Annotated in this window: 17 protein-coding genes and 1 tRNA gene; 4 read left to right on the forward strand and 14 right to left on the reverse strand. The window is 69.4% G+C overall.

Annotated features, from left to right (window positions below; genetic code table 11):
• The first annotated feature begins 8 nt into the window (after nucleotides 1-8).
• Nucleotides 9-1,793: a glycoside hydrolase family 13 protein gene (locus QRN44_RS09905; protein ID WP_285039031.1), complete on the forward strand. Its 1,785-nt coding sequence runs from the start codon at nucleotides 9-11 to the stop codon at nucleotides 1,791-1,793.
• A gap of 51 nt (nucleotides 1,794-1,844) precedes the next feature.
• Here QRN44_RS09905 and treZ read toward each other — a convergent pair whose 3' ends face one another.
• The 4 genes from treZ to QRN44_RS09925 form a co-directional block, all read right to left on the reverse strand.
• Nucleotides 1,845-3,620 (reverse strand): malto-oligosyltrehalose trehalohydrolase, encoded by a 1,776-nt coding sequence (treZ, locus tag QRN44_RS09910; RefSeq protein WP_285039032.1) that lies wholly within the window; start codon nucleotides 3,618-3,620, stop codon nucleotides 1,845-1,847.
• A gap of 5 nt (nucleotides 3,621-3,625) precedes the next feature.
• On the reverse strand, nucleotides 3,626-5,977 hold the full coding sequence (gene treY, locus QRN44_RS09915; RefSeq protein ID WP_285039033.1) for a malto-oligosyltrehalose synthase: 2,352 nt from the start codon (nucleotides 5,975-5,977) through the stop codon (nucleotides 3,626-3,628).
• Nucleotides 5,974-8,022: a glycogen debranching protein GlgX gene (gene glgX, locus QRN44_RS09920; protein ID WP_175117310.1), complete on the reverse strand. Its 2,049-nt coding sequence runs from the start codon at nucleotides 8,020-8,022 to the stop codon at nucleotides 5,974-5,976. Before glgX ends, treY begins: the two co-directional genes overlap by 4 nt.
• 94 nt (nucleotides 8,023-8,116) lie before the next feature.
• Nucleotides 8,117-9,178 (reverse strand): serine/threonine-protein kinase, encoded by a 1,062-nt coding sequence (locus QRN44_RS09925; protein ID WP_175117308.1) that lies wholly within the window; start codon nucleotides 9,176-9,178, stop codon nucleotides 8,117-8,119.
• A gap of 244 nt (nucleotides 9,179-9,422) precedes the next feature.
• Here QRN44_RS09925 and poxB point away from each other — a divergent pair, with 244 nt between their 5' ends.
• Nucleotides 9,423-11,159, forward strand: coding sequence for a ubiquinone-dependent pyruvate dehydrogenase (poxB, locus tag QRN44_RS09930; protein ID WP_285039034.1), 1,737 nt, complete (start codon nucleotides 9,423-9,425; stop codon nucleotides 11,157-11,159).
• Nucleotides 11,160-11,214: 55 nt separating this feature from the next.
• The gene (rfbB, locus tag QRN44_RS09935; protein WP_071258697.1) at nucleotides 11,215-12,213 is read left to right on the forward strand and encodes a dTDP-glucose 4,6-dehydratase; all 999 of its coding nucleotides are present in this window, start codon (nucleotides 11,215-11,217) and stop codon (nucleotides 12,211-12,213) included.
• Nucleotides 12,214-12,558: 345 nt separating this feature from the next.
• On the opposite strand, the gene QRN44_RS09940 is transcribed toward rfbB, so the two are convergent.
• From QRN44_RS09940 to QRN44_RS09960, 5 genes are all read right to left on the reverse strand, one after another.
• Nucleotides 12,559-13,704 (reverse strand): M23 family metallopeptidase, encoded by a 1,146-nt coding sequence (locus tag QRN44_RS09940; RefSeq protein WP_285039035.1) that lies wholly within the window; start codon nucleotides 13,702-13,704, stop codon nucleotides 12,559-12,561.
• 316 nt (nucleotides 13,705-14,020) lie between these two features.
• Nucleotides 14,021-14,848: an inositol monophosphatase family protein gene (locus QRN44_RS09945; RefSeq protein ID WP_285039036.1), complete on the reverse strand. Its 828-nt coding sequence runs from the start codon at nucleotides 14,846-14,848 to the stop codon at nucleotides 14,021-14,023.
• Nucleotides 14,849-15,172: 324 nt separating this feature from the next.
• The gene (locus tag QRN44_RS09950; RefSeq protein ID WP_285039037.1) at nucleotides 15,173-16,444 is read right to left on the reverse strand and encodes an HNH endonuclease signature motif containing protein; all 1,272 of its coding nucleotides are present in this window, start codon (nucleotides 16,442-16,444) and stop codon (nucleotides 15,173-15,175) included.
• Between the two features lie 281 nt (nucleotides 16,445-16,725).
• Nucleotides 16,726-16,807, reverse strand: a tRNA-Tyr gene (locus QRN44_RS09955).
• A 105-nt stretch (nucleotides 16,808-16,912) separates the two neighbouring features.
• On the reverse strand, nucleotides 16,913-17,677 hold the full coding sequence (locus QRN44_RS09960; protein WP_285039038.1) for a lytic transglycosylase domain-containing protein: 765 nt from the start codon (nucleotides 17,675-17,677) through the stop codon (nucleotides 16,913-16,915).
• A gap of 53 nt (nucleotides 17,678-17,730) precedes the next feature.
• Here QRN44_RS09960 and QRN44_RS09965 point away from each other — a divergent pair, with 53 nt between their 5' ends.
• Nucleotides 17,731-18,219 carry a YajQ family cyclic di-GMP-binding protein gene (locus QRN44_RS09965; protein WP_056014685.1) on the forward strand — a complete coding sequence of 163 codons (489 nt, stop codon included), beginning with the start codon at nucleotides 17,731-17,733 and terminating at the stop codon, nucleotides 18,217-18,219.
• A 342-nt stretch (nucleotides 18,220-18,561) separates the two neighbouring features.
• Here QRN44_RS09965 and QRN44_RS09970 read toward each other — a convergent pair whose 3' ends face one another.
• The 5 genes from QRN44_RS09970 to QRN44_RS09990 form a co-directional block, all read right to left on the reverse strand.
• Nucleotides 18,562-19,599: an alpha/beta hydrolase gene (locus tag QRN44_RS09970; RefSeq protein ID WP_121292655.1), complete on the reverse strand. Its 1,038-nt coding sequence runs from the start codon at nucleotides 19,597-19,599 to the stop codon at nucleotides 18,562-18,564.
• Between the two features lie 73 nt (nucleotides 19,600-19,672).
• Entirely contained in the window at nucleotides 19,673-20,770 is a 1,098-nt protein-coding gene (locus QRN44_RS09975; protein WP_285039039.1) for a hypothetical protein, read from the reverse strand.
• 87 nt (nucleotides 20,771-20,857) lie between these two features.
• Nucleotides 20,858-22,243, reverse strand: a complete 1,386-nt coding sequence (locus QRN44_RS09980; protein WP_285039040.1) for an FAD-dependent oxidoreductase — start codon at nucleotides 22,241-22,243, stop codon at nucleotides 20,858-20,860.
• 113 nt (nucleotides 22,244-22,356) lie between these two features.
• Nucleotides 22,357-23,418: a polyprenyl synthetase family protein gene (locus QRN44_RS09985; RefSeq protein WP_285039041.1), complete on the reverse strand. Its 1,062-nt coding sequence runs from the start codon at nucleotides 23,416-23,418 to the stop codon at nucleotides 22,357-22,359.
• A 102-nt stretch (nucleotides 23,419-23,520) separates the two neighbouring features.
• A complete protein-coding gene (locus tag QRN44_RS09990; protein WP_285039042.1) occupies nucleotides 23,521-23,958 on the reverse strand; it encodes a hypothetical protein in 438 nt (145 codons plus the stop codon).
• Nucleotides 23,959-24,104 lie beyond the last annotated feature (146 nt).

The following is a 24,104-nucleotide window of genomic DNA, read 5'->3' on the forward strand; positions in this document are numbered from 1 at the left end:
GTAGCGACATGGACTCCGCCCTCCCGACCACGTCGGCGACCGCAGCTCAGCATGCCTCCCCCGCAGGAGGCTCCACCCTCGGTTCGGAGTGGTGGCGCTCCGCCGTCATCTACCAGATCTACCCGCGATCCTTCGCGGACGCGAACGGCGACGGCCTCGGCGACCTGCCCGGGATCACCTCCCGCCTCGGCGCGCTGCAGGAGCTCGGCGTCGATGCCATCTGGCTGTCCCCCTTCATGACGAGCCCGCAGAAGGACGCCGGCTACGACGTCGCCGACTACTGCGACGTCGACCCCATCTTCGGGACGCTCGCCGACTTCGACGCGATGACCGCCGCTGCGCACGCCGCCGGCATCCGCGTCATCGTCGACCTCGTCCCCAACCACTCCTCGAGCGCCCACCGCTGGTTCCAGGAGGCTCTTGCGGCCGGGCCGGGCTCGGCGGAGCGCGCCCGGTACATGTTCCGCGACGGCAAGGGCGAGCACGGCGAGATCGCCCCCAACAACTGGGAGTCCGTCTTCGGCGGCCCGGCCTGGACGCGCGTCACCGAGGCCGACGGCACGCCTGGCCAGTGGTACCTGCACATCTTCGACTCCTCGCAGCCCGACTTCGACTGGACGAACCCGTGGGTCCGCGAGCAGTTCCGCGACATCCTCCGGTTCTGGCTCGACCGCGGCGTCGACGGGTTCCGTGTGGACGTGGCGCACGGCATGATCAAGGCCGACGGACTGCCCGACTACACCCCACCGGCCGAGGGCGGCAGCATGGGTGGCGCCTCGGCGGGCGTCGCACTCGAACCCGGCATCAGCACGGGGCCCGCCTCGTGGCCGGAGACGGCGCCGTACTGGGGCCAGGACGGCGTGCACGAGATCTACCGCGACTGGCACGAGCTCCTCGCGACGTACGACGGCGACCGCGTGCTCTGCGCCGAGGCCTGGGTCGACCCGCTCGACAAGATGGCCCTCTGGGTGCGCCCCGACGAGATGCAGCAGGCGTTCAACTTCCCGTACCTCGAGACCCCGTGGAACGCCGCGGACCTCAAGGCGGTCATCGGTGAGTCGCTGCGGGCGTTCGCGCAGGTCGGCGCTCCGAGCACGTGGGTGCTGTCCAACCACGACGTCGTCCGGCACGCGTCCCGTCTCGCGCTCACGGAGGAGAACCCCCAGGGCTACGGCGTCGGTCCGAACACCCCCGGCCAGCCGGATCGGGCACTCGGGCTGCAGCGGGCCAGGGCGGCGACCGCCCTCATGCTGAGCCTGCCCGGCGGAGCGTACCTCTACCAGGGCGAGGAGCTCGGGCTCCCCGAGGTCATCGACCTGCCGGATGACGCCCGACAAGACCCGACGTGGTTCCGCACGAACCACGAGCGGTATGGCCGCGACGGTTGCCGCGTGCCGATCCCGTGGGAGGCCGGGCACCCCGCATACGGCTTCAACACCACCGGTGCATCCTGGCTGCCGCAGCCCGACGACTGGAACGACTACTCGCGCGACGCACAGGCCGGCATCCCCGGTTCGACGCTGGAGCTGTACCGTACGCTGCTCCGCCTGCGCCGGGAGCATGCGCTGGGACTCGGCTCGATCGCCTGGATCGAAGGGGCACCCGACACCATCCTCGCGCTGACCAACGGCGCGGTCACGGTCGTCGCGAACACCGGTGCCGACGACATCGCCGTGCCCTCGTCCCTCGCGGACTCGGCCGTGCTCGTCGCGAGCGGACCCTTCGACGGCAGCACCATCCACGGCGACACCACGGTCTGGTTCACGACGCCGTCGACCCTGCCCGTCGCCTGAGACCCGCGCTCGCGTCAGCGCACCGCGCTGGCCCAAGGGCAGGGCAGCAGGTCAATGGTGGAGGATCGCGACCGCGTGGGGACCGAGCCGGAGTGACCCGTCCGTCGTGACGACCTCACCGAAGCTGTCGAGGAGTTCGCCGACCCGCAGTGCGAGCTCGACCGGCTCCGTCCCGAAGTTGACCGCCAGGGTCGCCGAACCTCGACGCAGGACGAACGATCCGGTCGCCTCGTCGACGATCGCCGTCGTGTCGGCGAAGGCCGGATCGGTGAACGCCGGGACCGTCCGTCGCAGCTCGATCACCCGTCGGTACCAGGTCAGCAGCGTCGCGTGCCGTCCACCGGATCGCTCCGACCAGTCGAGCACCGACCGACGGTAGGTCTCGGGATCCTGCGGATCCGGCACGTCGTCCTCGTTCCACCCCATCCGCGCGAACTCGGCGATCCGGCCCTTCGCGGTCGCCTCACCGAGCTCGGGTTCCGGGTGCGAGGTGAAGAACTGCCAGGGCGTCGAGGCAGCCCACTCCTCCCCCATGAACAGCATCGGGGTGAACGGTCCGAGCAGCGTGACGGCGGCGGCGATGGCGAGCTGGCCGTCGTCGAGGGTCGCGGCCAGCCGGTCACCGGTCGCCCGGTTCCCGATCTGGTCGTGGTTCTGGTCGGAGACGACGAGCCGCCAACTCGGCGTCCGTTCGAGGTCGATGCGGCGGCCGTGGTGGCGCTTGCGGAAGCTCGACCAGGTGCCGTTGTGGAAGAACCCCTCCTCCATGACCTTGCCGAGCGCGCCGAGCGGCGCGAAGTCGGCGTAGTAGCCGGACACCTCGCCGGTGAGCGCCACGTGCAGTGCGTGGTGGAAGTCGTCGCTCCACTGCGCGTCGAGACCGTACCCGCCGGCACCGCCGGGGCCCCGGGGCGTGATGAGCTTCGGGTCGTTCAGATCCGACTCGGCGATCAGCGTGAACGGTCGGCCGAGGTCGGCGCTGAGCGCATCGACCGCGGCGTCGACTTCCTCGAGGAGGTGGATCGCACGGGTGTCGTGCAGGGCGTGAACCGCATCGAGGCGCAGGCCGTCGACGCCATACTGCTCGAACCACAGCAGTGCGCTGTCGATGATGTACCGACGCACCTCGTCGGAGTCCGGCCCGTCGAGGTTGAGGCTGTCGCCCCAGGTGTTGCCGGCGCCGTCCGCGAGGTACGGACCGAAGCGCGGCAGGACGTTGCCGGAGGGGCCGAGGTGGTTGTACACGACGTCCTGGATGACGGCGAGCCCGCGCTCGTGACACGCGGCGACGAAGCGACGGTAGCCGTCCGGTCCGCCGTAGGCCTCGTGGACCGCCGACCAGAAGACGCCGTCGTAGCCCCAGTTCCAGACGCCGTTGAACGCGTTGACCGGCAGGACCTCGACGGCGTCGATGCCGAGCTCGACCAGGTCGTCGAGGCGTTCGATCGCCCCGTCGAAGGTGGCCGCCTCGGTGAAGGTGCCGATGTGGAGCTCGTAGAGCACGGCACCGATGAGCGAGCGACCCCTCCAGCCGGTCCCGTCGCACGGCACGGGGTCGGACGCGACGACGCGTGACGGCCCGTGGACGCCCTCCGGCTGCCGACGCGAGCGGGGGTCGGCGAACGGGCCCTCGCCGTCGACGAGGTAACGGTAGTCACTGTCGACGACCGCCGCACGTGGCTCGGCACCGTCGAGCGCGATCCACCACCCGTCGGAGACGTCGCGGTCCATCGGGTGCTGCTCGCCGTCCAGGACGAGGTCGACGCGCTGGGCCGCAGGTGCCCAGACGCGGAACCCGTCAGCCGGACTCGTGGTGCTGGTCGTCATCGTACTCACTCCTCGCCTGTCTCTGCTGCATCGTCGGGCCGCGTCAGGACGGCGACGGGATACTGCTCCAGCAGCGCCGCGAGACGGACCTCGCCGCCCTGCAACTCACGGCCGGTCAGCACGTCGACGAGCCGGCCTTCCGGCAGCGTGACCGTGGTCGACTTCCAGCCACCGTGCTCCGCGAGCCGGAGCGAGAGCCGGGTCGCGACCGTGGTCACGCCACCACGTGAGAACGCGACGACGTGGTCGGCGGCCGGCCCGTCAGCTCCGATGGGGGTGTACTCGGCGAACCGGGACGGGTGCTCCCGTCGCAGGCGCAGCAGGCGACTGGTCACGAGGAGTTTCGCCGCTCCGTCGGCGTCGACCGGCGGCAGCCAGCCGTCGTCGAGACGGGCGAGCACCGCGCGACGCTCGGCGTAGTCGACCGGGCGACGGTTGTCGGGGTCCACGAGCGATCGATCCCAGAGCTCGCTGCCCTGGTACACGTCCGGCACGCCCGGCATCGTCAGCTGGATCGCCTTGGCGACCAGACTGTTCGACCATCCGGCCGCCTCGACGTCCGCGACGGCGTCGAGCAGCGCGGCGTTCGCACGACGGCTGTCGTACAGTCCGTCGACCGCCGCATGCAGGGCGGCCTCGAACGTCTCGTCCGGTGCGGTCCAGGTGGTCGAGTCGCCGGCCTCACGGGCGGCCTTCTCGACGTAGGCGTGCAGTCGCTCGCGCTCGATCGGCCACGCGCCGACGGCCGCCTGCCAGACCAGCTGCTCGAGCTGCCGGTCAGGGAAGCCGTTCGAGGTGTGGAGGGCGACGGCGTGCTCCGCCCACCGGTCCGCGACCTCACTCAGCGCGTCGATGCGGGCACGGACGTCCTCGCTGCGCTTCGTGTCGTGCGTGCTGAGTGTCGTCATCGAGGACGGCCACTCCGCCTGCCGCCGCGCCTGTCGGTGGTGGAACTCGGCGACGCTGATGTCGGTCTCGGCTGGGTCTCCGCCGACCTCGGTCAGCGAGGTGAGCGCCGTGTAGCGGTAGAACGCGGTGTCCTCGACGCCCTTCGCCATCACCATGCCCGAGGTCTGCTGGAACCGCGCGGCGAGCGGATCGGTCGCGCTGCGGAGGCGGGGCGCCAGCGCAGCGAAGGCGTCGGCGAGCTCCGGGCGGCGGGTCTCCGCCTCGTCGAGTGCGGCGTCAAGGTACTCGTCACCGAGCGGCAGGTAGGAACGGTAGACGGGGAACGCGGTCAGGATCTCGGCGAGCGCGTCGACGGCGTCCGGTACCTCGGGAACGAGCCTCGCGAGGCGGCGGACCTCGGACCCGAGGATCCCGTCGGCGATGCCCCGCTTGGTGGTGTGCACGAGGTCGTCCCAGGCGTCGCGCGTCAGCTCGACCCCCGCGAGCTGACCGAGCGTCGGCAGACCGGTCGGGTCGACGAGCACCCGATCGACGTCGCCCAGGGCGTCGTAGCCGGTGGTGCCGAGCGTGGCCCACTCGGCCGGTAGATCCTCTTCACCCTCGAGGATCTTCTCCACCCAGATGGGTGCCCCACCGATGCGCTCGGACAGTCGCTCGAGGTAGGCACCGGGGTCGAGGAGCCCGTCCGGGTGGTCCACGCGGATCCCGTCGGCGAGGCCGTCGTCGAACCAGCGGCCGATCTCGACGTGCGAGCCGTCGAAGACCGCCGGGTCCTCGACACGGATGGCGGCGAGCGTGTTGACGGCGAAGAACCGTCGGTAGTTCAGCTCGCTGTCCGCCCGACGCCAGTTCACCAGTTCGTAGTGCTGCCGGTCGTGCACCTCGCGCGGGCTCGCGTCGTCGTCGGCCGTCCCGGGGGCGATGGGCAGTCGGTGGTCGAAGTAGCGCAGTTCGCCGTCCTCGACACTGAGGTCGTCGAGCGCACTGCGGCCGTCCTCGTCGTCGCCGAGGATCGGGACCCGGATGCGACCGTCGCCGGCCTCCCAGTCGACGTCGAACGCGGCCGCGTGCTCTGCCTCCTGACCGTGCTGGAGCAGGTCCCACCACCAGGCGTTCTCCACCGGCGTCGCGACGCCCATGTGGTTGGGGACGGTGTCGATGAGGACGCCGAGGCCCGCCGCATGGGCCGCTTCGGCGAGCGCCGTGAGCCCGTCGGCACCCCCGCGTTCCGGGTCGACTTCGGTGTGGTCGACGACGTCGTAGCCGTGGGTGGATCCGGGTTCCGCGCGGAGGATCGGCGACAGGTAGACCCAGTCGGCGCCGAGGGCCTGGAGGTAGTCGACGAGCGCCGCGGCGTCCTGCAGCCGGAAGTCGGCGGTCAGCTGGAGGCGGTAGGTCGATACGGGCACGGCTGAACGCTGTGGCCCGTCGCCGGACACGTCGGTCATGATGCGACCCCCGATCGCAGGAGGGTGAAGGAGGTACCCTGCACGATCACCGTCGTCGACCCCTCGGCGAGCATCTGCTCCGGGTCACTCGACTCGACGAGCGTCCATGGCAGGCCGGGAGCCTTGGGCAGGTTGAACTCCACGCCGTTCTCGGCCGCGTTGAGCAGGAGAGCGAACGAGGCCGATCCGGCGTGACGGAACACGAAGGTGATCGAGCGGGCGTCGGGGTTGTCCCAGTCCTCGTCGGCGAAGGGCTCGTCGTCGGACCGGGTGATGAAGACCCGGTCGTCGGCCTTGGAGCCCGGCCCTTGGCGGAACCAGTCGGGTCGCAGGGCCGGCTCGGCGAGGCGCAGGGCGATCAGGCGCTTCGTGAAGCCGAGGAGGTCGTGGTCGGCGTGCTCCCAGTCGAACCACGACACCTCGTTGTCCTGGCAGTACGCGTTGTTGTTGCCGCCCTGGGTGCGGGCGATCTCGTCGCCGCCGAGGATCATCGGGACACCGGCCGACAGCAGGACCGTCGCGAGGAAGTTGCGACGCTGGCGGTCGCGGCGCGCGTTCACGGCGGGGTCGTCCGTCGGGCCCTCCGCGCCGTTGTTGCTGGAGCGGTTGTCGCTCTCGCCGTCGTTGTTGTCCTCGCCGTTGGCGGCGTTGTGCTTCCTCGAGTACGCCGTGAGGTCGGCGAGCGTGAAGCCGTCGTGCGCGGTGACGAAGTTGACGCTGGATAGCGGCGAGCGGCGGGACGCCTCGTAGACGTCCGGGCTGCCGAGGACGCGCTGCGACATGGTGCCGAGCACGCTGTCGGCGCCGTTCCAGAAGTCGCGGACGTCGTCGCGGAACTTCCCGTTCCACTCCGACCAGCTCGCGGGGAAGCCACCGACCTGGTAGCCGGCGGTGTCCCACGGCTCCGCGATCATCTTGATGGGTGCGAGCACCGGGTCCTGCTCGATGAGCGAGAGGAACGCGCTGTGGATCTCGGCGGAACCGTCCTGGCGGGTGAGCGTCGTCGCGAGGTCGAAGCGGAAGCCGTCGACGTGCATCTCGGTCACCCAGTAGCGCAGGGAGTCCATGATGAGCCCGAGAGCCGCGGGGTGGCCGACGTTGACGCTGTTGCCGGTGCCCGTGGTGTCGAAGTAGTGCTCGCGGTCCTCGTCGACGAGGCGGTAGTAGGACGCGTTGTCGATGCCCTTGAACGACAGGGTCGGGCCCATGTGGTTGCCCTCGGCCGTGTGGTTGTAGACGACGTCGAGGATGACCTCGAGGCCGGCCGCGTGCATCGCCTTGACCATGGCCTTGAACTCGTCGACCTGCCCACCGGCGTCTCCCGAGGCCGCGTACTCGCCGTGCGGAGCGAAGAAGCCGATGGAGTTGTAGCCCCAGTAGTTGCGGAGGCCCTTCTCCTCGAGGTGGCTGTCCTGCACGAACTGGTGCACGGGGAGGAGTTCGACCGCCGTCACACCGAGGTCGGTGAGGTAGCGGATGGCCGCCGGGTGGGCGAGACCGGCGTAGGTGCCGCGGATCTCCTCGGGCACCTCGGCGAGCTGCTTGGTGAAGCCCTTCACGTGGACCTCGTACACGATCGTCTCGGCGAGCGGGATGCGCGGAGCGACGTCCTGGCCGTCGGCGTCCCAGTCGAACGAGGACGGGTCGGTGACCACGCCGAGCGCGACATGGCCGGCGGAGTCGCTGTCGTCCATCGTCTCCGGTGCATCGAGCCGGTGGCTGAACTGCGCCTGGCCGAGGTCGTAGCGCCCGGTGATCGCCGTGGCATGCGGATCGAGGAGCACCTTGGCCGGGTTGTGACGGAGCCCGTTCGCCGGGTCCCATGGGCCGTCGACACGGATGCCGTACCGGGTCCCGGGGACGAGGCCATCGACCAGTCCGTGGAACACGTGGCCGGTTCGCTGTTCGAGGCGCGTCTGCTGCTCCTCCCCACCCTCGGGGAAGATGCAGACGGTGACGGCGTCGGCGGTCTCCGAGTAGATGGCGACGTTCGCACCATCGCCCCGAAGGGTGACGCCGAGCGGATAGGGGGTCGAGAGCGTCATGGCGCCCTTTCACTCGAAGGGATCGATCGTTGTTGAGACGGTACACCGGCCGGGTGACTTCCCCGGATCCGGACGAAACGTGGTAATGGGCCGATCAGAACGCGAAGATGCCGACGGCCACGCCGATCGCGAGGCCCGCGGCGGCCGTGGCGGCGGCGAGGAGCATGGCGATCCGCGGGTCGACGCCCTGGTCGACGACGAGTCCGAGTCTGGCCCGGACGCGGCGGACCCGCCGGACGCGCGACGCCGACCAGATCTCTCGCAGGCTCGACGCGACCTCGTGGGCGGCGGGCCGGTCCTCGGGCTTCCGGGCGGTCATCGACCGGAGCAGGGGGTGCCAGGCGGCGGGGAGTTCGGGCGGGATCACCGGGTCGCGGTGCAGACGCGCGACCGCGGCCTCCACGACCCCGCCGTCGAACTCCCGGCGGCCGGTGATCGCTTCCAGGAGCACGAGCCCGAGCGAGTAGATGTCCGTCTCGGTGCTGACCGTCTCGCCGAGCGCCTGCTCGGGCGACAGGTAGGACGCGGTACCCGAGATGGCCTCGGTGTTCGTCAGCCGGGACCCGCCGACGAAGTGGGCGATGCCGAAGTCGGAGAGCTTGACGAGGTTCGCGTGCCCGAAGGCGGCGATGTCACTGAAGAGCATGTTGTCGGGCTTGATGTCGCGGTGCACGATCGACCGGTTGTGGATGAAGGACAGCGCGTCGGCGACCTGCGCACCGAGCGCGGCGACGTCACGAGGGAGCATCGGACCGGCCTGCAGCTTGTCCGTGAGCGTGGCACCCGGGATGTACTCCATGACGAGGAACCGGTGCTCGACCCCGCGGTGGACGACGGAGCCGGAGTCGTAGAGCTCGACGAGGCCCGGGTGACGGAGTTCGCCGAGGAGGCGGATCTCCCGCTCCTGGCGCAGCCGGTCGTTCGCGGTCGCGGCCTCGTCGCGGAAGAGTTTGACGGCGACGGGACGGGAGAGCAGTTCGTCGCGAGCCCGGTAGACGTTGGCGGACCCGCCGGAGCCGAGCTGCTCGCCGATGCTGTACCGCCCGTTCGACAGGCTGACACCGGTTACGACCGTTTCGGTGTGCTCGGTGAACATCACCGATGGATCGGTGATCGACCCGGCGTGTGCCGGCGGTCGGTGCAGGGAGTCGCTCACGGCCGCCCCCTTCACGGTGCAGTCGATGTTGGCCGCGCCACCGCGTTCTCGGCAGGCTGTTCCAGCGACCACGTTACAAGGCGTTCGTCGTTCAGCCGGATTCCTGTCGGAGTGTTGAGAACGGCTAGCGCACCTGGTAGGCGTCTGCAAGACCACGATGCTCCCTTGCGGGCCCCGAACCGCGACGAGGACCATGGAGGGGGCCGGGGAACCCGGGCCGAGTCGTCTGCTGCGAGGAGCACCCATGTCCACTGTCGCTGAAACCGTCGTCGCAACCCTCCAGGCCAGCGGTGTGCAACGCGTCTACGGCCTCCCGGGCGACTCCCTGAACGGCTTCACGGACGCCCTCCGCTCCTCGGGCGGCATCGACTGGGTGCACGTGCGCCACGAGGAGGCCGCCGCCTTCGCCGCAGCTGCGGAGGCGGAGCTGACCGGCGAGCTGGCGGTCGTCGCGGCGAGCTGCGGCCCCGGGAACCTCCACCTCATCAACGGCCTCTTCGACGCGAACCGCTCGCGGGTGCCGGTGCTCGCGATCGCCGCGCACATCCCGAGCTCGGAGATCGGCAGCACCTACTTCCAGGAGACCCACCCCCAGGAACTGTTCCGCGAGTGCAGCGTCTACGTCGAGCTCGTGTCCGTCCCGGAGCAGCTGCCGCGGGTGCTCGAGATCGCGATGCGCACCGCCGTGGAGCGCCGCGGCGTGGCCGTCGTGGTCGTACCGGGCGATGTCATGCTCCAGCGGGCCGTGAGCGAGCACGTCTCCGCCATCCGCGCCACGCAGCCTCGGATCCTGCCGTCGGAGCACGAGCTCGACGAGGCCGCACGCATCCTCAACGCCGGCAAGCGCGTCACGATCCTCGCCGGTGCGGGTGTCGCAGGGGCTCACGCGCAACTCATCGAGACGGCGGACGCCCTCGCCGCACCGATCGTGCACGCCCTCCGGGGCAAGGAGCACGTCGAATACGACAACCCCTTCGACGTCGGCATGACCGGCCTTCTCGGATTCGCGAGCGGCTACCACGCGATGCTGTCGTGCGACGTGCTCCTCATGCTCGGCACCGACTTCCCCTACCCGCAGTTCTTCCCCGAGGACGCGACCGTCATCCAGGTCGACATCCGCGGTGAGCAGATCGGCCGCCGACACCCGGTGGACCTCCCACTCGTCGGCACCGTCCGCGACACCCTCGACGCGCTGCTGCCGAAGCTCGAGCGCAAGACCCATCGCAAGCACCTCGAGGAGTCGCTCAAGCACTACCGCAGCTCGCGGAAGGGGCTCGACGATCTGGCGACGGCCGACCACGACGGTCAGGCGATCCACCCGCAGTACCTCGCGAAGGTCGTCGACGAGCTGGCGACGGACGACGCCGTGTTCATCCCCGACGTCGGCTCCCCCGTCGTCTGGGCCTCGCGCTACCTCACCATGAACGGGCGGCGTCGACTCATCGGATCGTTCAGCCACGGCAGCATGGCGAACGCCGTCTCGCACGGGCTCGGGGCGCAGGCGTCCCACCCGGGTCGTCAAGTCGTCGCGCTCGCGGGCGACGGTGGACTCACCATGCTGCTCGGCGAGCTCATCTCACTCACCCAGAACAAGCTGCCCGTGAAGATCATCGTGATCAACAACTCCTCGCTCAACTTCGTCGAGCTGGAGATGAAGGCGGCCGGGTTCGTCAACTACGGCACCGACCTCGAGAACCCCGACTTCGCCCGCGTGGCCGAGGGCATGGGTATCCACGGCGAACGCGTCGAGCGGGCGAGCGAGCTGGAGGGTGCCATCCGTCGGGCCTTCGACCACGACGGTCCGGCGCTCGTCGACGTCGTGACCGCCAGGCAGGAGCTGTCGATCCCGCCGACGATCACCGCCGAGCAGATGAAGGGGTTCACCCTGTACGCCCTCCGGACGGTCATGTCGGGCCGCGGCGACGAACTGCTCGACCTCGCGAACACGAACCTGCTGCGCCGCATCCTGCCCGGCCACTGAGCGACAGCCGGATTCCCCCGCGGTATCCGGAGACCGCCGGGTAGACTCGTCTACCGTGTCCAGACTTCTCGTTACCGGCGGCGCCGGATTCATCGGCTCGAACTTCGTCCACTACGTCCTGAACAACACCGATCACTCGGTGACCGTCCTCGACAAGATGACCTATGCGGGCAACCGCGCCTCACTCGACGGCCTCCCGGCCGATCGTTTCGAGCTCGTCGTCGGCGACATCCAGGACGCGACGCTCGTCGACGAGCTCTTCGCCCGTCACGACGCCGTCGTGCACTACGCGGCGGAGTCGCACAACGACAACTCCCTCCACGACCCGCGCCCGTTCCTCGACACGAACATCATCGGCACGTACACGCTGCTCGAGGCGGCTCGCAAGCACGGCACGCGGTTCCACCACATCTCGACCGATGAGGTCTACGGCGACCTCGAACTCGACGACCCGGAGCGCTTCACCGAGCAGACGCCGTACAACCCGTCGAGCCCGTACTCCTCGACGAAGGCCGGCAGCGACCTCCTCGTCCGCGCGTGGGTGCGTTCCTTCGGCGTCAAGGCGACCATCTCGAACTGCTCCAACAACTACGGTCCGTACCAGCACGTCGAGAAGTTCATCCCGCGCCAGATCACGAACGTGCTCGGCGGTGAGCGCCCGAAGCTGTACGGCACGGGCGAGAACGTCCGCGACTGGATCCACGCGAACGACCACTCGTCCGCCGTCCTCACGATCCTCGACAAGGGGGTCATCGGCGAGACGTACCTCATCGGTGCCGACGGCGAGAAGAACAACAAGGACGTCGTCGAGCTCATCCTCACCCAGCTCGGCCAGCCGGCGGACGCCTACGACCACGTGAACGACCGTCCCGGCCACGACCTCCGTTACGCGATCGACTCGTCGAAGCTGCGCACGGAGCTCGGCTGGACCCCGGCGTTCAGCGACTTCGAGGCCGGCCTCGCCGACACGATCGCCTGGTACCGCGACAACGAGTCGTGGTGGAAGCCGCAGAAGGCCGCCACCGAGGCGAAGTACCAGGAGCAGGGTCAGTAAACCCTCCAGTGGCATGACGAAGGCCCGTCCGGCAGCAGCCGGGCGGGCCTTCGTCGTTCCGTGCCCGGTCCCTGCACGTGAAGACCCGGTCCCGAAGACCGAGCACCGGTCCCTGAGCCCCAACACCGGTCCCTCAGGCCCACCACCGGTCCCTAAGCCCCACCACCGGTCCCTCAGCCCCACCACCGGTCCCTCAGCCCCACCACCGGTCCCTGAGCCTGTCGAAGGGCGACGCACCCCATGGCACTTCGACAAGCTCAGTGACCGCAGGAAGTCCCCGGGGCGAAACAGGACTGCCCCGCCCGGAAGTCGGGCGAGGCAGTCGACGTGTCGGGTTCCGCGGCGTCAGTTGACGTTCGCGTAGAGCCATTCGAGCGGGTCGACCCAGGTGACGCCGTCGAGTCGGATCTCGAAGTGGAGGTGCGGACCGGTGGACATACCGGTGCTACCGGTGAGTCCGAGGATCGTGCCGACCTTGATCGCCTGACCTTCGGTCACGCGGACCGAGCCGTGCTGCATGTGCGCGTAGACGCTCGAGACGAGGCGGCCGTTGATGGTGTGGTCGACGATGACGTTGACGCCGAGCGAGCCTTCACCGTCTTCGACGTGGCGGACGACGCCGTCGGCGATGACCTGGATGGGCGCGCCGTTACCGGGGTTGAAGTCCTGTCCGTGGTGGTCGCTGGAGCACCCGGCGCAGTCGCGGGCACCGAAGCGGTCACCGATGGTGACGCCGACCGCGAACGGCCACTGGATCGTCCCGTTCGGGTTGTTCGTGAAGGTGTTCGCGGGGCGGATGCCCATCGCGGCGGCGGCTTCCTCGACGGTGCTCGTGGTGTAGTCGTCGCGGGTGAACGTCAGCTCGGCCGAACCCTCACTGTCGAGCGACTGCGACGCCTGGTTGCTCAGCCCGTTGCCGTCGCCGAGCTCTGCCTGCGAGGCCTCGGCCACCGAGGTCGCGACGTCTTCAGCGGTGAGCAGCGCGTTGGCGGGCACGGAGGTGGCCACGGCCATGAGGGCGACGAAGCCCATCGCGGCACCCGCGAAGATCTTGGTGGTGATGCGACGCTTGCGCGCGATGCTCGTGGGGCGGGGCGACGCCGGTGCGGCGGCCGCGCGGGATGATGCGCGGGGCTTCGAGGCCGGCTTCGGTGCAGCTGCGCGGCGCCCGCGGGGGGCGTCGACCGTGGACGCGTCGACCGTCACGGTGATGGACTCGGTGGCCGGAGTGGAGTCGGAAGCCACGGCCGGTTCGGTGATGAGCGGCTCAGCCTCGACCGGAGCGATGTCAGCGACATCGGTGGTGTGCACGGCGTCGATCGCCTCGGCGATCATCTGGTCGACCGGGTCGACGGCCGCGGCCGTCTCCTCCTGGTCGGCGCTGGCCTCGTGCGTCGGGTCCTGCAGCACGGACTCCTGGTGTTCCAGGGCGGCCGCCGCCTGACGCTCACGTTCGCGGAGTTCACGGCGGCTGAGCGGCGGCGTCTGCACGGGTGCAGCGTCGTTCTCCACAGACGTGTTCTGCGGGTCCTGAGGGTCGGGAAGCACAGGGGTGTCCTCAGGGCTGGCATGACGTGACAAGGGGGCGGGGGCCTTTCAATGGGCTTGCAGGAAGGTCTCGACGTCCATCCGCGCGGGGGAACGCGAAGGTAACGAATGCATAAATGCTAACAACGGCAGGCTGAAAAAGCCATGGCAGTGCTCGGTTTTACTCGGGAAATACCTGATCAGGAGCCATATGAGAGTTCTCTTATGAACGAGTCGCCACCGGAGCGTTACCGCGAGCGGCGCCAGCGCGCATGGAGTTTCACCCGGTCGGCGTTGCGAAGCCCTGCTCGACGAGGAGCCGTTCGAGGACCGCGAGCAGCGGCGCATCGGCTGCCATGATGAGCTGCGTGGTGGCCGGGGCACCGTCGAAGCCGGCGACCGTCGCGCCCGCCTCGGCAGCGATGAGTGCGCCCGCGACCTGGTCCCACGGCTTCAGGCCGCTCTCGTAGTAGGCGTCGAGGCGGCCGGACGCGACGCTGCAGAGGTCGAGTGCGGCGGAGCCGATCCGACGGACGTCGCGGAAGGTCCCGAGGAGGGCGCCGAGCACGGCCGCCTGCTCCATGCGCCGCGAGGCGGTGTACGAGAAGCCGGTGCCGAGCAGCGCCACGTTCGGTGCCACGCCTCGATTGACCTCGAGGATGAGGCCGTTCAGTCGTGCGCCACCGCCGCGGGAGGCGGTGTAGTGCTCACCCAGGACCGGGTTCACCACGGCTCCGGCGAGGGCGGTCCAGGTGGCCGGGTCCGGTTCGCCCTCGACGACCCCGATGCTGACGGCGTACGCAGGGATGTCGTAGAGGTAGTTGACGGTGCCGTCGATGGGGTCGACGACCCAGGTTAGGCCGGAGGTCCCCGTCGCGCCGCCCTCCGTGCCGGTCTCCTCGCCGAGGAATCCGTCGTCCGGTCGTGCTGCGAGGAGGCGGTCGCGGATGAACTGCTCGGACTCGCGGTCGGCTCGGGTCACGACGTCCTCGACCGACGACTTGCTCGCGGCGATCTCGACGCCCTCCCGGCGTCGGCGCAGGATCAGCTCGCCGGCCTCTGCGGCGATGTCGGTGGCGATCTGGAGGAGTTCTTCGTGTCCGGTCACCCCACCACCCTATGGCGGCACGACCTGAGTGCCCTTCGACAAGCTCAGGGACCGAACCGTTCCCGAGCACACCTCCGCCGGTCACTGAGCCTGTCGAAGTGCCCCCGAGGAACCCTCCTCGTTCCGGGCGCACCTCCCCCGCAGACCGAGGTGGCACGACCTGAGTGCCCTTCGACAGGCTCAGGGACCGAACCGGTTCGGGCACGCCTCTTCCGGTCACTGAGCTTGTCGAAGTGTCCACGAGGATGCCTCATCGTTCCGAGTACGCCTCTCCCGGTCACTGAGCTTGTCGAAGTGCCCACGAAGGAGCCTTCGTCGACGGGGTTAGAACGGTGCCGGATCGGGTTCTGTCCGGTGGTGTTTCCCGTCGGGTGTCGTCCACTCGAGGACGCCGCCGGGACCATGGTCGAGGTCCCATCCGGGGAGGTGCTTCATCCGGTGGTGATGTCGACACAGGCAGGAGAGGTTTCCGACATCCGTGGTGCCGCCGTCTTCCCAGGCGACCGAGTGGTCGAGGTCACACGCTCTGGCGCGTCTGCCGCAGCCAGGTGCCCGACACGTGCCGTCCCGGAGACGCACCGCGCGCTGCAGATCGGCCGGAACCCGGTACTGATTCCGGCCGACGGAGAGGACCGCACCTGTTTCAGGCTGGACGAGGATCCGGGTGAAGCTCGGTGCGTTCACCGCGATGCGCGCGGCGGTCTCGGGATCGATCGGCCCGTAGCCGTCCAGGCTTGCCGGGGCGTCAGAGACACCGGCCATGCTGAGCGCCGGGACCGTGATCTGCACCGTGGGCGTGATGTGCTCCTGCACTTCGATCGGGTGCGGGAGCACCGGGCTCGACATGACATCTTCCGGCGTGACACCGGTGAGGGCGAGCGCCGCGAGGGCGTCCGCTTGCAGTTGTGCGCAGGTGCGGGTGTCGCCCGCAGAGCGCGACGCCGCCGCGGCGGCCTCGATCCGTTCGGCGATGCCCTGCGCGATCGGCGCCGTCGTGAACAAGTGCACCCACGCCATACCGTCGGCCGCGGGCTCGAACTCGACGCGGCGGTCGGACTCTGAGCGGGTTGCACGAGCCGTGATCGACTCGGGGTGGAGGCCCTCGCGGAGCACTCGGGCGCGCCTGCGGAGGTTCGCGTTCGTGGACTCCTCCGCGACTGGCAGGACTTCTGCGAGGAACACCGCCCGCCCGGCGGTCGGGACGTCACAGAGTTGGTCGATGATCGTCTGCGCGTGCCGCGCCGAGATGCGACCGGCTTCGAGGGATTCGAGCACGGCCGGCGCTTCGTTCACCAGGCGCTCGGCGTCATTGATCGCTCGCTGGACGGTCTGCTCGGGCGTGCGCGTCGCCATCGCGAGGGCTGCACACGTGGAGCGGCGCGAGAGCGCCAGGCGCTCGGCCGGCGGGAACACGGCCGGAACGACCGAGTCGGCGTAGGCGTCCGCGTAGGCCGCTGAGCGGGCGAGGAGGCGGGCCTCTTCAGCGTCCAGGTTGGCGCGACGCCGCTGGATGTCCGCGTAATGGTCCGAGAACTCCGCGAGCCGCGCGGCGTAGTCGTCGCCAGCTCGAACTGCGGAGGTGGTGGTCTCGGTCATGGAACAAGTCCACCATGGACCACTGACATTCCAGATGCCGAGTCGGGTCGGTTGTGGAAGGCTCCTCGTGTGCCCTTCGACAAGCTCAGGGACCGGAGGGAAGGTACCGGATTCGTGAGGTTCTCCGCGGGCCCTTCGACAGGCTCAGGGACCGGCGGGACGGGTACCGGACTCGTGAGGTTCGCCGGGTGCCCTTCGACGGGCTCAGGGACCGGCGGGGTTCCCCAGCTCGCCAGCACCACGAAAAATCGCCCCATCCGGAGGATGAGGCGATTTGTCCGTGGCGAGTGAGGGATTCGAACCCCCGAAGGCTGAGCCGTCTGATTTACAGTCAGATCCCTTTGGCCGCTAGGGTAACTCGCCAAGCGCGCCCGACCGACTTTCGAACAGCCAACCGAAAGCGCTTGACCAATATAGCCGTCAGACCGCCGGACGCGAAATCAGCATCGGCAACCGTCACCGAGCCGTTCAGCGCTTGTCGGACGGCGTGGCTTCGGCGTACTCGTTCGCCGCGGCGGCGACCCGCCGAAGGTACTCGGGTGACGAGTTGTACGCCCGGATCCCACTCAGCCAACCGTCCTCCGTCCGCATGTCGTAGTCGCTCGCCCGGCAGAGGTAGTTCGCGGCAGCCATCGCCGCGTCGTCGAGGTTCTGAGGGTCGAGCACGCCGTCACCACTCGCGTCGGTCCCCCAGTTCTCCCATGACTGCGGGATGAACTGGAACGGGCCGACGGCACGGTCGTGGACCGGGTCGCCGTCGATGACCCCCTGGTCGGTGTCGGTGATCTCCTCGGTCTCGCCACCCTTCAGCGGCACGCCGAAGATCGGCGGTGTCACGACGCCGTCCTCACCGAGCTTCGAGCCGTCGTGGCGACCGTGGTCGCTCTCGGCGAACCCGACAGCCGCGATCGTCGTCCAGCCGATGCCGCACTCCGGCGTCAGCTCGGCCTTGCGGATGGCGGCACCGGCATAGGACCGCAGGGCGCGCTCGGGGATGCCACTCGCCTCGGCGACCTCGGTGATCCACTGGGGATCGGCGAGGTCGACGTTCGCGACACCACCGTCGGGGGCGTCGCTCTTCGGCGGGAGCTCGACGGGAACCGCATACGGGACGGGGGCCGGCTCGGGAGCACAACCGCTCAACACGAGCACACCGATCACCAGGGTCGCTCCGGCGAGCGCCCCTCGTCGTCCGACGATGGTCCGCTGGTCCTGCTTCACCGGGCTGCGCATCGCACCCACCCAACCACACCTGCCTGAGCGACACCGGCGCTACCATGGTCCACATGGCAGATTCATCGTTTGACGTCGTGAGCAAGGTCGACAAGATGGAGGCGGACAACGCCCTCAACCAGGCGCACAAGGAGGTCGAGCAGCGGTACGACTTCAAGAACGTCGGTGCCTCGATCGCCTGGAGCGGCGAGAAGATCCTCATGAAGGCGAACACCGAGGAGCGCGTGAAGGCGATCCTCGACGTCTTCGAGTCGAAGCTGATCAAGCGCGGCATCTCGCTCAAGAGCCTCGAGGTCGGCGACCCGTTCGCGAGCGGCAAGGAGTACCGGATCGAGGCGACCCTCAAGGAGGGCATCAGCCAGGAGATCGCGAAGAAGGCCAACAAGCTCATCCGCGACGAGGGCCCGAAGTCGGTCAAGTCGCAGATCCAGGGCGACGAGCTCCGTGTCTCGTCGAAGAGCCGTGACGATCTCCAGGCCACCATGGCGCTGCTGAAGGGCGCCGACCTCGACATCGACCTCCAGTTCGTCAACTACCGCTAGCTGGTCGGACGCGGTCGATCACCTCGATCGCGTCATGATCGACCTCCGCACCACTCTCTTCACCGGAGCACCCGATCCGGTGGGCTCCCGTTCGGCACGGTGCCGGACGAACCGCACCCGCACGAGCGGGCTCGATGGTTGGAGTGCAGCAGTGGATCACCAGAGACCCGCGGACGGGTCGCATCTCGAACTCTTCCGGACCTCGCGCGCCGGCCAAGAGGTCGGCGTCCCGTGCTGGTGCGCGATCAGTGCGAACCACAGCTACGCCGACTGGCTCGCCGCCGGGCGACCGGATCCGCGCCGTCCGATGGGCTCGCGACGACACCTCCCGCCCACTGAACGCTAGCGGTCGGCGGTCGGCGGTTTCGTGAGGTAGCCGCGTCCCCACGCGACGATCTGCTCGAACGCGCGCTGTCGGACGGGCTCCTCGGACAGGAAGACGTCGTGCAAGGCGCCGTCGAGCCGCACGATCGTGACGGTCTCGCCCAGGTCGAGCGCACGTTCCGCGACCGCGTCGACGTCGAGCGCGGTGTCACTCCGCATCATCGCGTCGTTCCACCGCGGCAGCAGGACACTCCGCGCCGAGAGCAGCGTGAGCGCCGGCACGCGCAGCTGCAGGCCCGCGTCGACGAGCCGATGCCCTCGCAGGATCGCGTTCAACCACCCGGGATGCAGCGGGAACCCGTGGACCGGCCGCCAGGCGAGGTCGTAGTCCCAGGCCCCGTCCATCGTGCTCGACACGGAGCGGGTGTAGAACCCGAGGTCGACGACGGGGAGCTGGGCACGCGGATCGATCCGCGATCCGGCTTGGACGAGCGGGGCGATCGCGAGCCGCCCGAGCTGCCTCGCCTGGAATTCGAGCCACGGACTGTTCAGGACGAGACCGGCGACGCGATCCTGGTTCCTGGCCGTCCAGAGACTGAGGGTGAGCCCGCCGGTCGAGTGGCCGAGGAGGACGAGTCGGCGCCGGGTCCGCCGCCCGGCGGCGTGCTCGTCGGAGCCGTGCCCCATCACCGAGAGCGCGGCCTCGATGTCCTCGTCGTACGTGCGGAGGTCGTCGACGTATCCCGGCGTCTGGTGCGGGCGGAGGCTCCGGCCGTACTTGCGCAGGTCGAGAGCGTAGAACCGCGCTCCGAGCCTGGCCCAGAATCGCGCGAGGTGGCGTTGGAAGAAGTAATCGGACCAGCCGTGGACGTACAGGACGTCGATGCCGTCCGCGACGTCGGGCAGCAGGAACTCGCCGAGCTGCTCGAGGGGCGGCATCCGATAGCGGACGAGGGTCGCGACGACGTCACCTTCATCGTCCGGTTCGAGGGTCAGCGTGCGCTGCTGGAAGCCCTCGCCGAGGATGTCGGCGGTCCACCCGCGAGATCCGGCCATACCGCCACGTTACCGCGCCCCGTGATCGGTGGTCGGATGGTCGGGCTCGCCCGCCGACCATCCGACGTTCCGACTACTGCTGGTACGGGTTGTGCTGCTGCGGGGCCTGCGGCTGCTGTCCGTAGGGCTGCTGCGCCTGACCGTGCTGCTGCGAGCCGTGGTCGTGCTGACCCTGCTGGTGCTGGCCCTGCTGCTCGTGCTGACCCTGCAGGAACTGCTGACCGTGCTGCTGACCGCTGTGCTGCTCGTGCGGAGCGTCGGCGAGGCCCTCGGGTGCGACGAACCGCGTCGCGAGCACGGCACCGATCGTGAGGAAGCCCGCGAGGGTGACCCCGTAGAGGATCGGCGACAGGAAGCCCTGGTTGACGAAGAACGCCGGCGTGCCGTATTGCTCGACGACACCGCGCACGATGGTGACGATGAGCACCACGAGCAGCAGGACGCCGGTGCCGACAGCTGCAGCGATACCGACCGACTGGATCAGGTCGCGGGCGGTCCGGACCCGCGTGAGCGGACGGACCATGATGAGGATGAGTGCCGCCCCTGCGCCCCAGAGGGCGATGTTCACGAGGTTCGCACCGAAGCCCAGCAGGACGTCACCGACGGGGAAGTACTCCGAGATGCTGAAGAACGACCCGATGATGCCCACCAGTGCGGCGGCCGCAGCGATACCCGCTGCGATGCCGACCGACACGAGCGCGAGACGCGTCTCGCGTGCACGAGGGTTCGGCGCCTTCTGCGGAGCCTGCGCGTACTGCTGCGGCTGACCGTACTGACCCTGCTGCGGCTGACCGTACTGACCCTGGGGGGCTCCGTACTGACCGGTCTGCTGCGGCTGGCCGTACTGCCCCGTGTCCTGACCGTACTGGCCGGTGTGCTGCGGCTGGCCCGGGTGCGGCGGCTGGCCGTACTGGCCCTGCTGCGGCTGACCCCACTGGCCCGCCTGCTCACCGTTCTGCGGCTGGCCCCACTGGCCACCCTGCTGCGGAGCCGGGGTCTGCTGACCCGCCTGGTCCCACTGCTGCTGCACGGGATCCGGGTGCATCTCCCCGTACCGCGGCTGCTGCTGGTGCTGCTGCCGGCCGTCGGCGACGAATGCCGGCGGCTCGGACGGCGGTACGGACGTCGGCTGCTCCGACGGGACGTTCTGGGGCGCGTTGGGGTCGGTCATCCGTCCAGCATAGTGACCGACGCCCGTCGGAACCGGGTTCCGTCGAGCGGCTTGACGCGGGGCGATCGGCGGGATCGCAGGCGCGGCTCAGGCGGACGGTGTCCCGGTGCCCGAGGGCTGCGCACGCGAGATCGCCACCATCTCCTCACGCGGCACCACCTTGATGCGGGCGCGACCCTGTGGTTCACCGAGCGCGATCTCATGCTGGTCGAGGAGGTGCCAGCCCTCGAGGTCCGTGTAGGCCACACCGCGCGACTCGAGCAGCGCGACGACGGCCTCCTCCTCCGGTTCGGCCGGCGCCCACCAGTCCGCCCGATCGTTGATGACGTGGCTGATGGTCTCCATCGCGTCCGACTTCGTGTGGCCGATGAGGCCGACCGGACCACGCTTGATCCACCCGGTCGCGTAGACGCCCGGGACGCGCTCGTTGCTCTCGGGGTGGAGGACCTTGCCCTCGTGGTTGGGGATCACGCCGTGCCTCGAGTCGAAGGGCACGCCGGGCAGCGGACTTCCGAAGTACCCCACCGCGCGGTAGAGCGCCTGGATCGGCACCTCGCGGATCTCACCCGTGCCCTCGACCCCGCCCTGACCGTCTGGTCTCGTCCGCTCGTACCGGAAGGCGGCGACCTTGCCGGAACCGTCGTCGACGATTTCGACCGGCTTCGCGTAGAAGTGCAGGTGCAGTCGGCGCGAGGCCTGACCGGTCTCGCGCTTGCGCCACTGCTGCAGGACGCGGTCGATGACCATGACCTGCTTGTTGCTCGCCACCGCCGCCTTCGACGCGTCGTCGTAGTCGAAGTCCTCGTCGGCGAGGATCATGTCGACGTCGTTGAGCTCCCCGAGTTCGCGGAGCTCCAGCGGCGTGAACTTCACCTGTGCGGGCCCGCGACGCCCGAAGACGTGCACGTCGGTCACCGGCGACTGCTGCAGCCCCTCGTGGACGTTGGCCGGGATCTCCGTCGGGAGCAGATCCTCCGGGTGCTTCGCGAGCATGCGAGCGACGTCGAGCGCGACGTTCCCGTTGCCGATCACGGCGATCGACTCCGCTTCGAGCGGCCAGGTGCGTGGGACGTCGGGGTGTCCGTCGAACCAGCTCACGAACTCCGCGGCACCGTACGACCCGTCGAGGTCGATCCCCGGGATGTCGAGCGGGGCGTCCTCGACGGCGCCCGTGGAGAAGATCACTGCGTTGTAGTGGTGCTTGAGGTCGTCGAGCGTGATGTCGACGCCGAAGCGGACGTTGCCGAAGATCCGGATGTCGCCTCGGTCGAGGACGTCGCGGAGCGCGTTGATGATCCCCTTGATACGCGGGTGGTCGGGCGCGACGCCGTAGCGGACCAGGCCGTACGGGGCCGGAAGCTGCTCGAAGAGGTCGATGGAGACGTCGAACTTCCGTTCCGCCTTGAGGAGGATGTCCGCCGCGTAGATGCCTGCGGGTCCTGCGCCGACGATGGCCAGCCTGAGCTTGGTCACGGTGGTTCCTTTCGTGTCCCCGTGCGGGGTTCCGGGTGCAGCCGGTGGAGCGCTCCGGCCGTCATGCATGCGCATCTGGGATGCCGTGCCGCCCCGGTGGAGCGGCGGCGCCATCAACTCCTTCGGTCGACGATCGCCTTCGCGAAGTGCACGAGCGCCTTCTTGACCGAGCCGTCGGGCAGTGGTGCGAGTGCAGCGATCGCCTCGTCGGCCCACTGCCGGGCCTCGGCGAAGGTCCGCGCGGTCACGGCGTGGTCGCGCAGGGTGGCCACGAGCGCGGCGAACCGGACGGGGTCGTGGTCCGTCTCCGTGACCTCGGCGTCGAGACGGGCGACGAGCGCTGCCGCCTCGGGGTCGGCGACGGCCTCGCGGCGCAGGTAGAGCATGGGGAGGGTGACGACGCCGGCCCGGAGGTCGGTGCCGGGGACCTTGCCGGTCTCCTCGGGTTGCGGCGAGAGGTCGATGACGTCGTCGATGAGCTGGAAGGCGATGCCGACCTTCTCGCCGAACTCGACGACCGCGCTCTCGTACGCCTCGGGGGCGTTGGAGAAGATGACGCCGCTCCGGGCCGCGGCGGCGATGAGTGACCCGGTCTTGTCGGCGAGGACCTGGATGTAGTGCTCGACCTCGTCCTGGCCCTCGCGAGGACCGGTGGTCTCGTGCAGCTGCCCCAGCACGAGGCGCTCGAACGTGGCGGCCTGGATCCGGATCGCCCGCTCGCCGAGGTCGGCCATGATCTGGCTGGCGCGCGCGAACAAGAGGTCGCCGGTGAGGATGGCGGTGTTGTTGCCGAACACCTGGTGGGCGCTGGGCACGCCTCGACGCTTGTCGGCGTCGTCCATGACGTCGTCGTGGTAGAGCGAACCGAGGTGGGTGATCTCGATCGCCTCGGCCGCCCGCAGGACGTTGTCGGTGATGCCGTCGCCGAGCTGGGCGATGAGCATGGTGAGCAGGGGGCGAACCCGCTTGCCGCCGGCCTCGAGCAGATAGCGCGCGGTGACGTCCACGAGGTCGTCGGTGAACCCGAGCTGCTCCTCCAGACCGATCTCGAGGCGGGCCACGCCGTCGTCGATGGTCTTGGCGAGCTTGCGGTCTGCACCGGTCGCGAACATGCGTTCGGCAAGCCCGGCCTGGCTGGCCAGGTTGCTGACACGGCGGGTCGCGCTGGGATTCACAGCTCTAGCCTAGCCGGGGCAGCCCGTCACCGGTGCCGGAGGACCGGAATCGACGGGCGCGGTCAGGCGATTGGCAGCTGTGGTCGGACCACACGGCTCGAATCAGCGGAGCCGCACGCCCTCGGCGTCGTAGAACGCCAGGTGCGGGAACTCGTGCGCGAGGTCGAGCAGCATCGAGTACCCGTCGGTGTTGAGTGGCGGCCAGGTCCAGGCGTCGACGCCCTGAGCGGTCGGCAGCGCGGCGCGGAAGAGGCCGGCCTCGACGCCGGTCCCGAGGTGTTTCGGCGGCACGACGACGAGGGCGATCCTGGCCGACGGCCCCGACGCGACGAACTGGAGCCGCGCACCGGTCGCGTCGTCTCGCACGATGAACTCGCGGGTGCCCGGGGTGTCCGGCGGGATCTCCGTGGTGTCGTAGCGCTCGTACGGCTTCGCGAACGCGGACTTCGCCCGCCTGGCGTTCATGAGGATGACGACGAGCACGAGACCGACGATCGCGACGCCCCAGATCCACGGGCCGCCTGGCAGGGTGTCCAACATCCCTCCAGTATGCCCGGCCCGCCTGGACGACCCCGGGAGATGCCCTTCGACAAGCTCAGGGACCGGAGGAAAGCTCAGGGACCGGAGGAAGGCTCAGGGACCGGAGGAAGGCTCAGGGACCGGAGGAAGGCTCAGGGACCGGAGGA

Origin of the sequence: Plantibacter sp. lyk4-40-MEA-4 (genome assembly GCF_030209415.1) — a bacterium.
Taxonomy (GTDB): Bacteria; Actinomycetota; Actinomycetes; order Actinomycetales; family Microbacteriaceae; genus Plantibacter; species Plantibacter flavus_A.

Coding starts and splice junctions, on each gene's coding strand:
- poxB (WP_285039034.1), top strand. CDS start 9,423: ATGTCCACTGTCGCTGAAACCGTCGTCGCAACCCTCCAGGCCAGCGGT.
- QRN44_RS09905 (WP_285039031.1), top strand. CDS start 9: ATGGACTCCGCCCTCCCGACCACGTCGGCGACCGCAGCTCAGCATGCC.
- QRN44_RS09990 (WP_285039042.1), bottom strand. CDS start 23,958: ATGTTGGACACCCTGCCAGGCGGCCCGTGGATCTGGGGCGTCGCGATC.
- glgX (WP_175117310.1), bottom strand. CDS start 8,022: ATGACGCTCTCGACCCCCTATCCGCTCGGCGTCACCCTTCGGGGCGAT.
- QRN44_RS09950 (WP_285039037.1), bottom strand. CDS start 16,444: ATGACCGAGACCACCACCTCCGCAGTTCGAGCTGGCGACGACTACGCC.
- treY (WP_285039033.1), bottom strand. CDS start 5,977: ATGACCGACGTGTCCGGCGACGGGCCACAGCGTTCAGCCGTGCCCGTA.
- QRN44_RS09970 (WP_121292655.1), bottom strand. CDS start 19,599: ATGGCCGGATCTCGCGGGTGGACCGCCGACATCCTCGGCGAGGGCTTC.
- QRN44_RS09965 (WP_056014685.1), top strand. CDS start 17,731: ATGGCAGATTCATCGTTTGACGTCGTGAGCAAGGTCGACAAGATGGAG.
- QRN44_RS09960 (WP_285039038.1), bottom strand. CDS start 17,677: ATGCGCAGCCCGGTGAAGCAGGACCAGCGGACCATCGTCGGACGACGA.
- treZ (WP_285039032.1), bottom strand. CDS start 3,620: ATGACGACCAGCACCACGAGTCCGGCTGACGGGTTCCGCGTCTGGGCA.
- QRN44_RS09975 (WP_285039039.1), bottom strand. CDS start 20,770: ATGACCGACCCCAACGCGCCCCAGAACGTCCCGTCGGAGCAGCCGACG.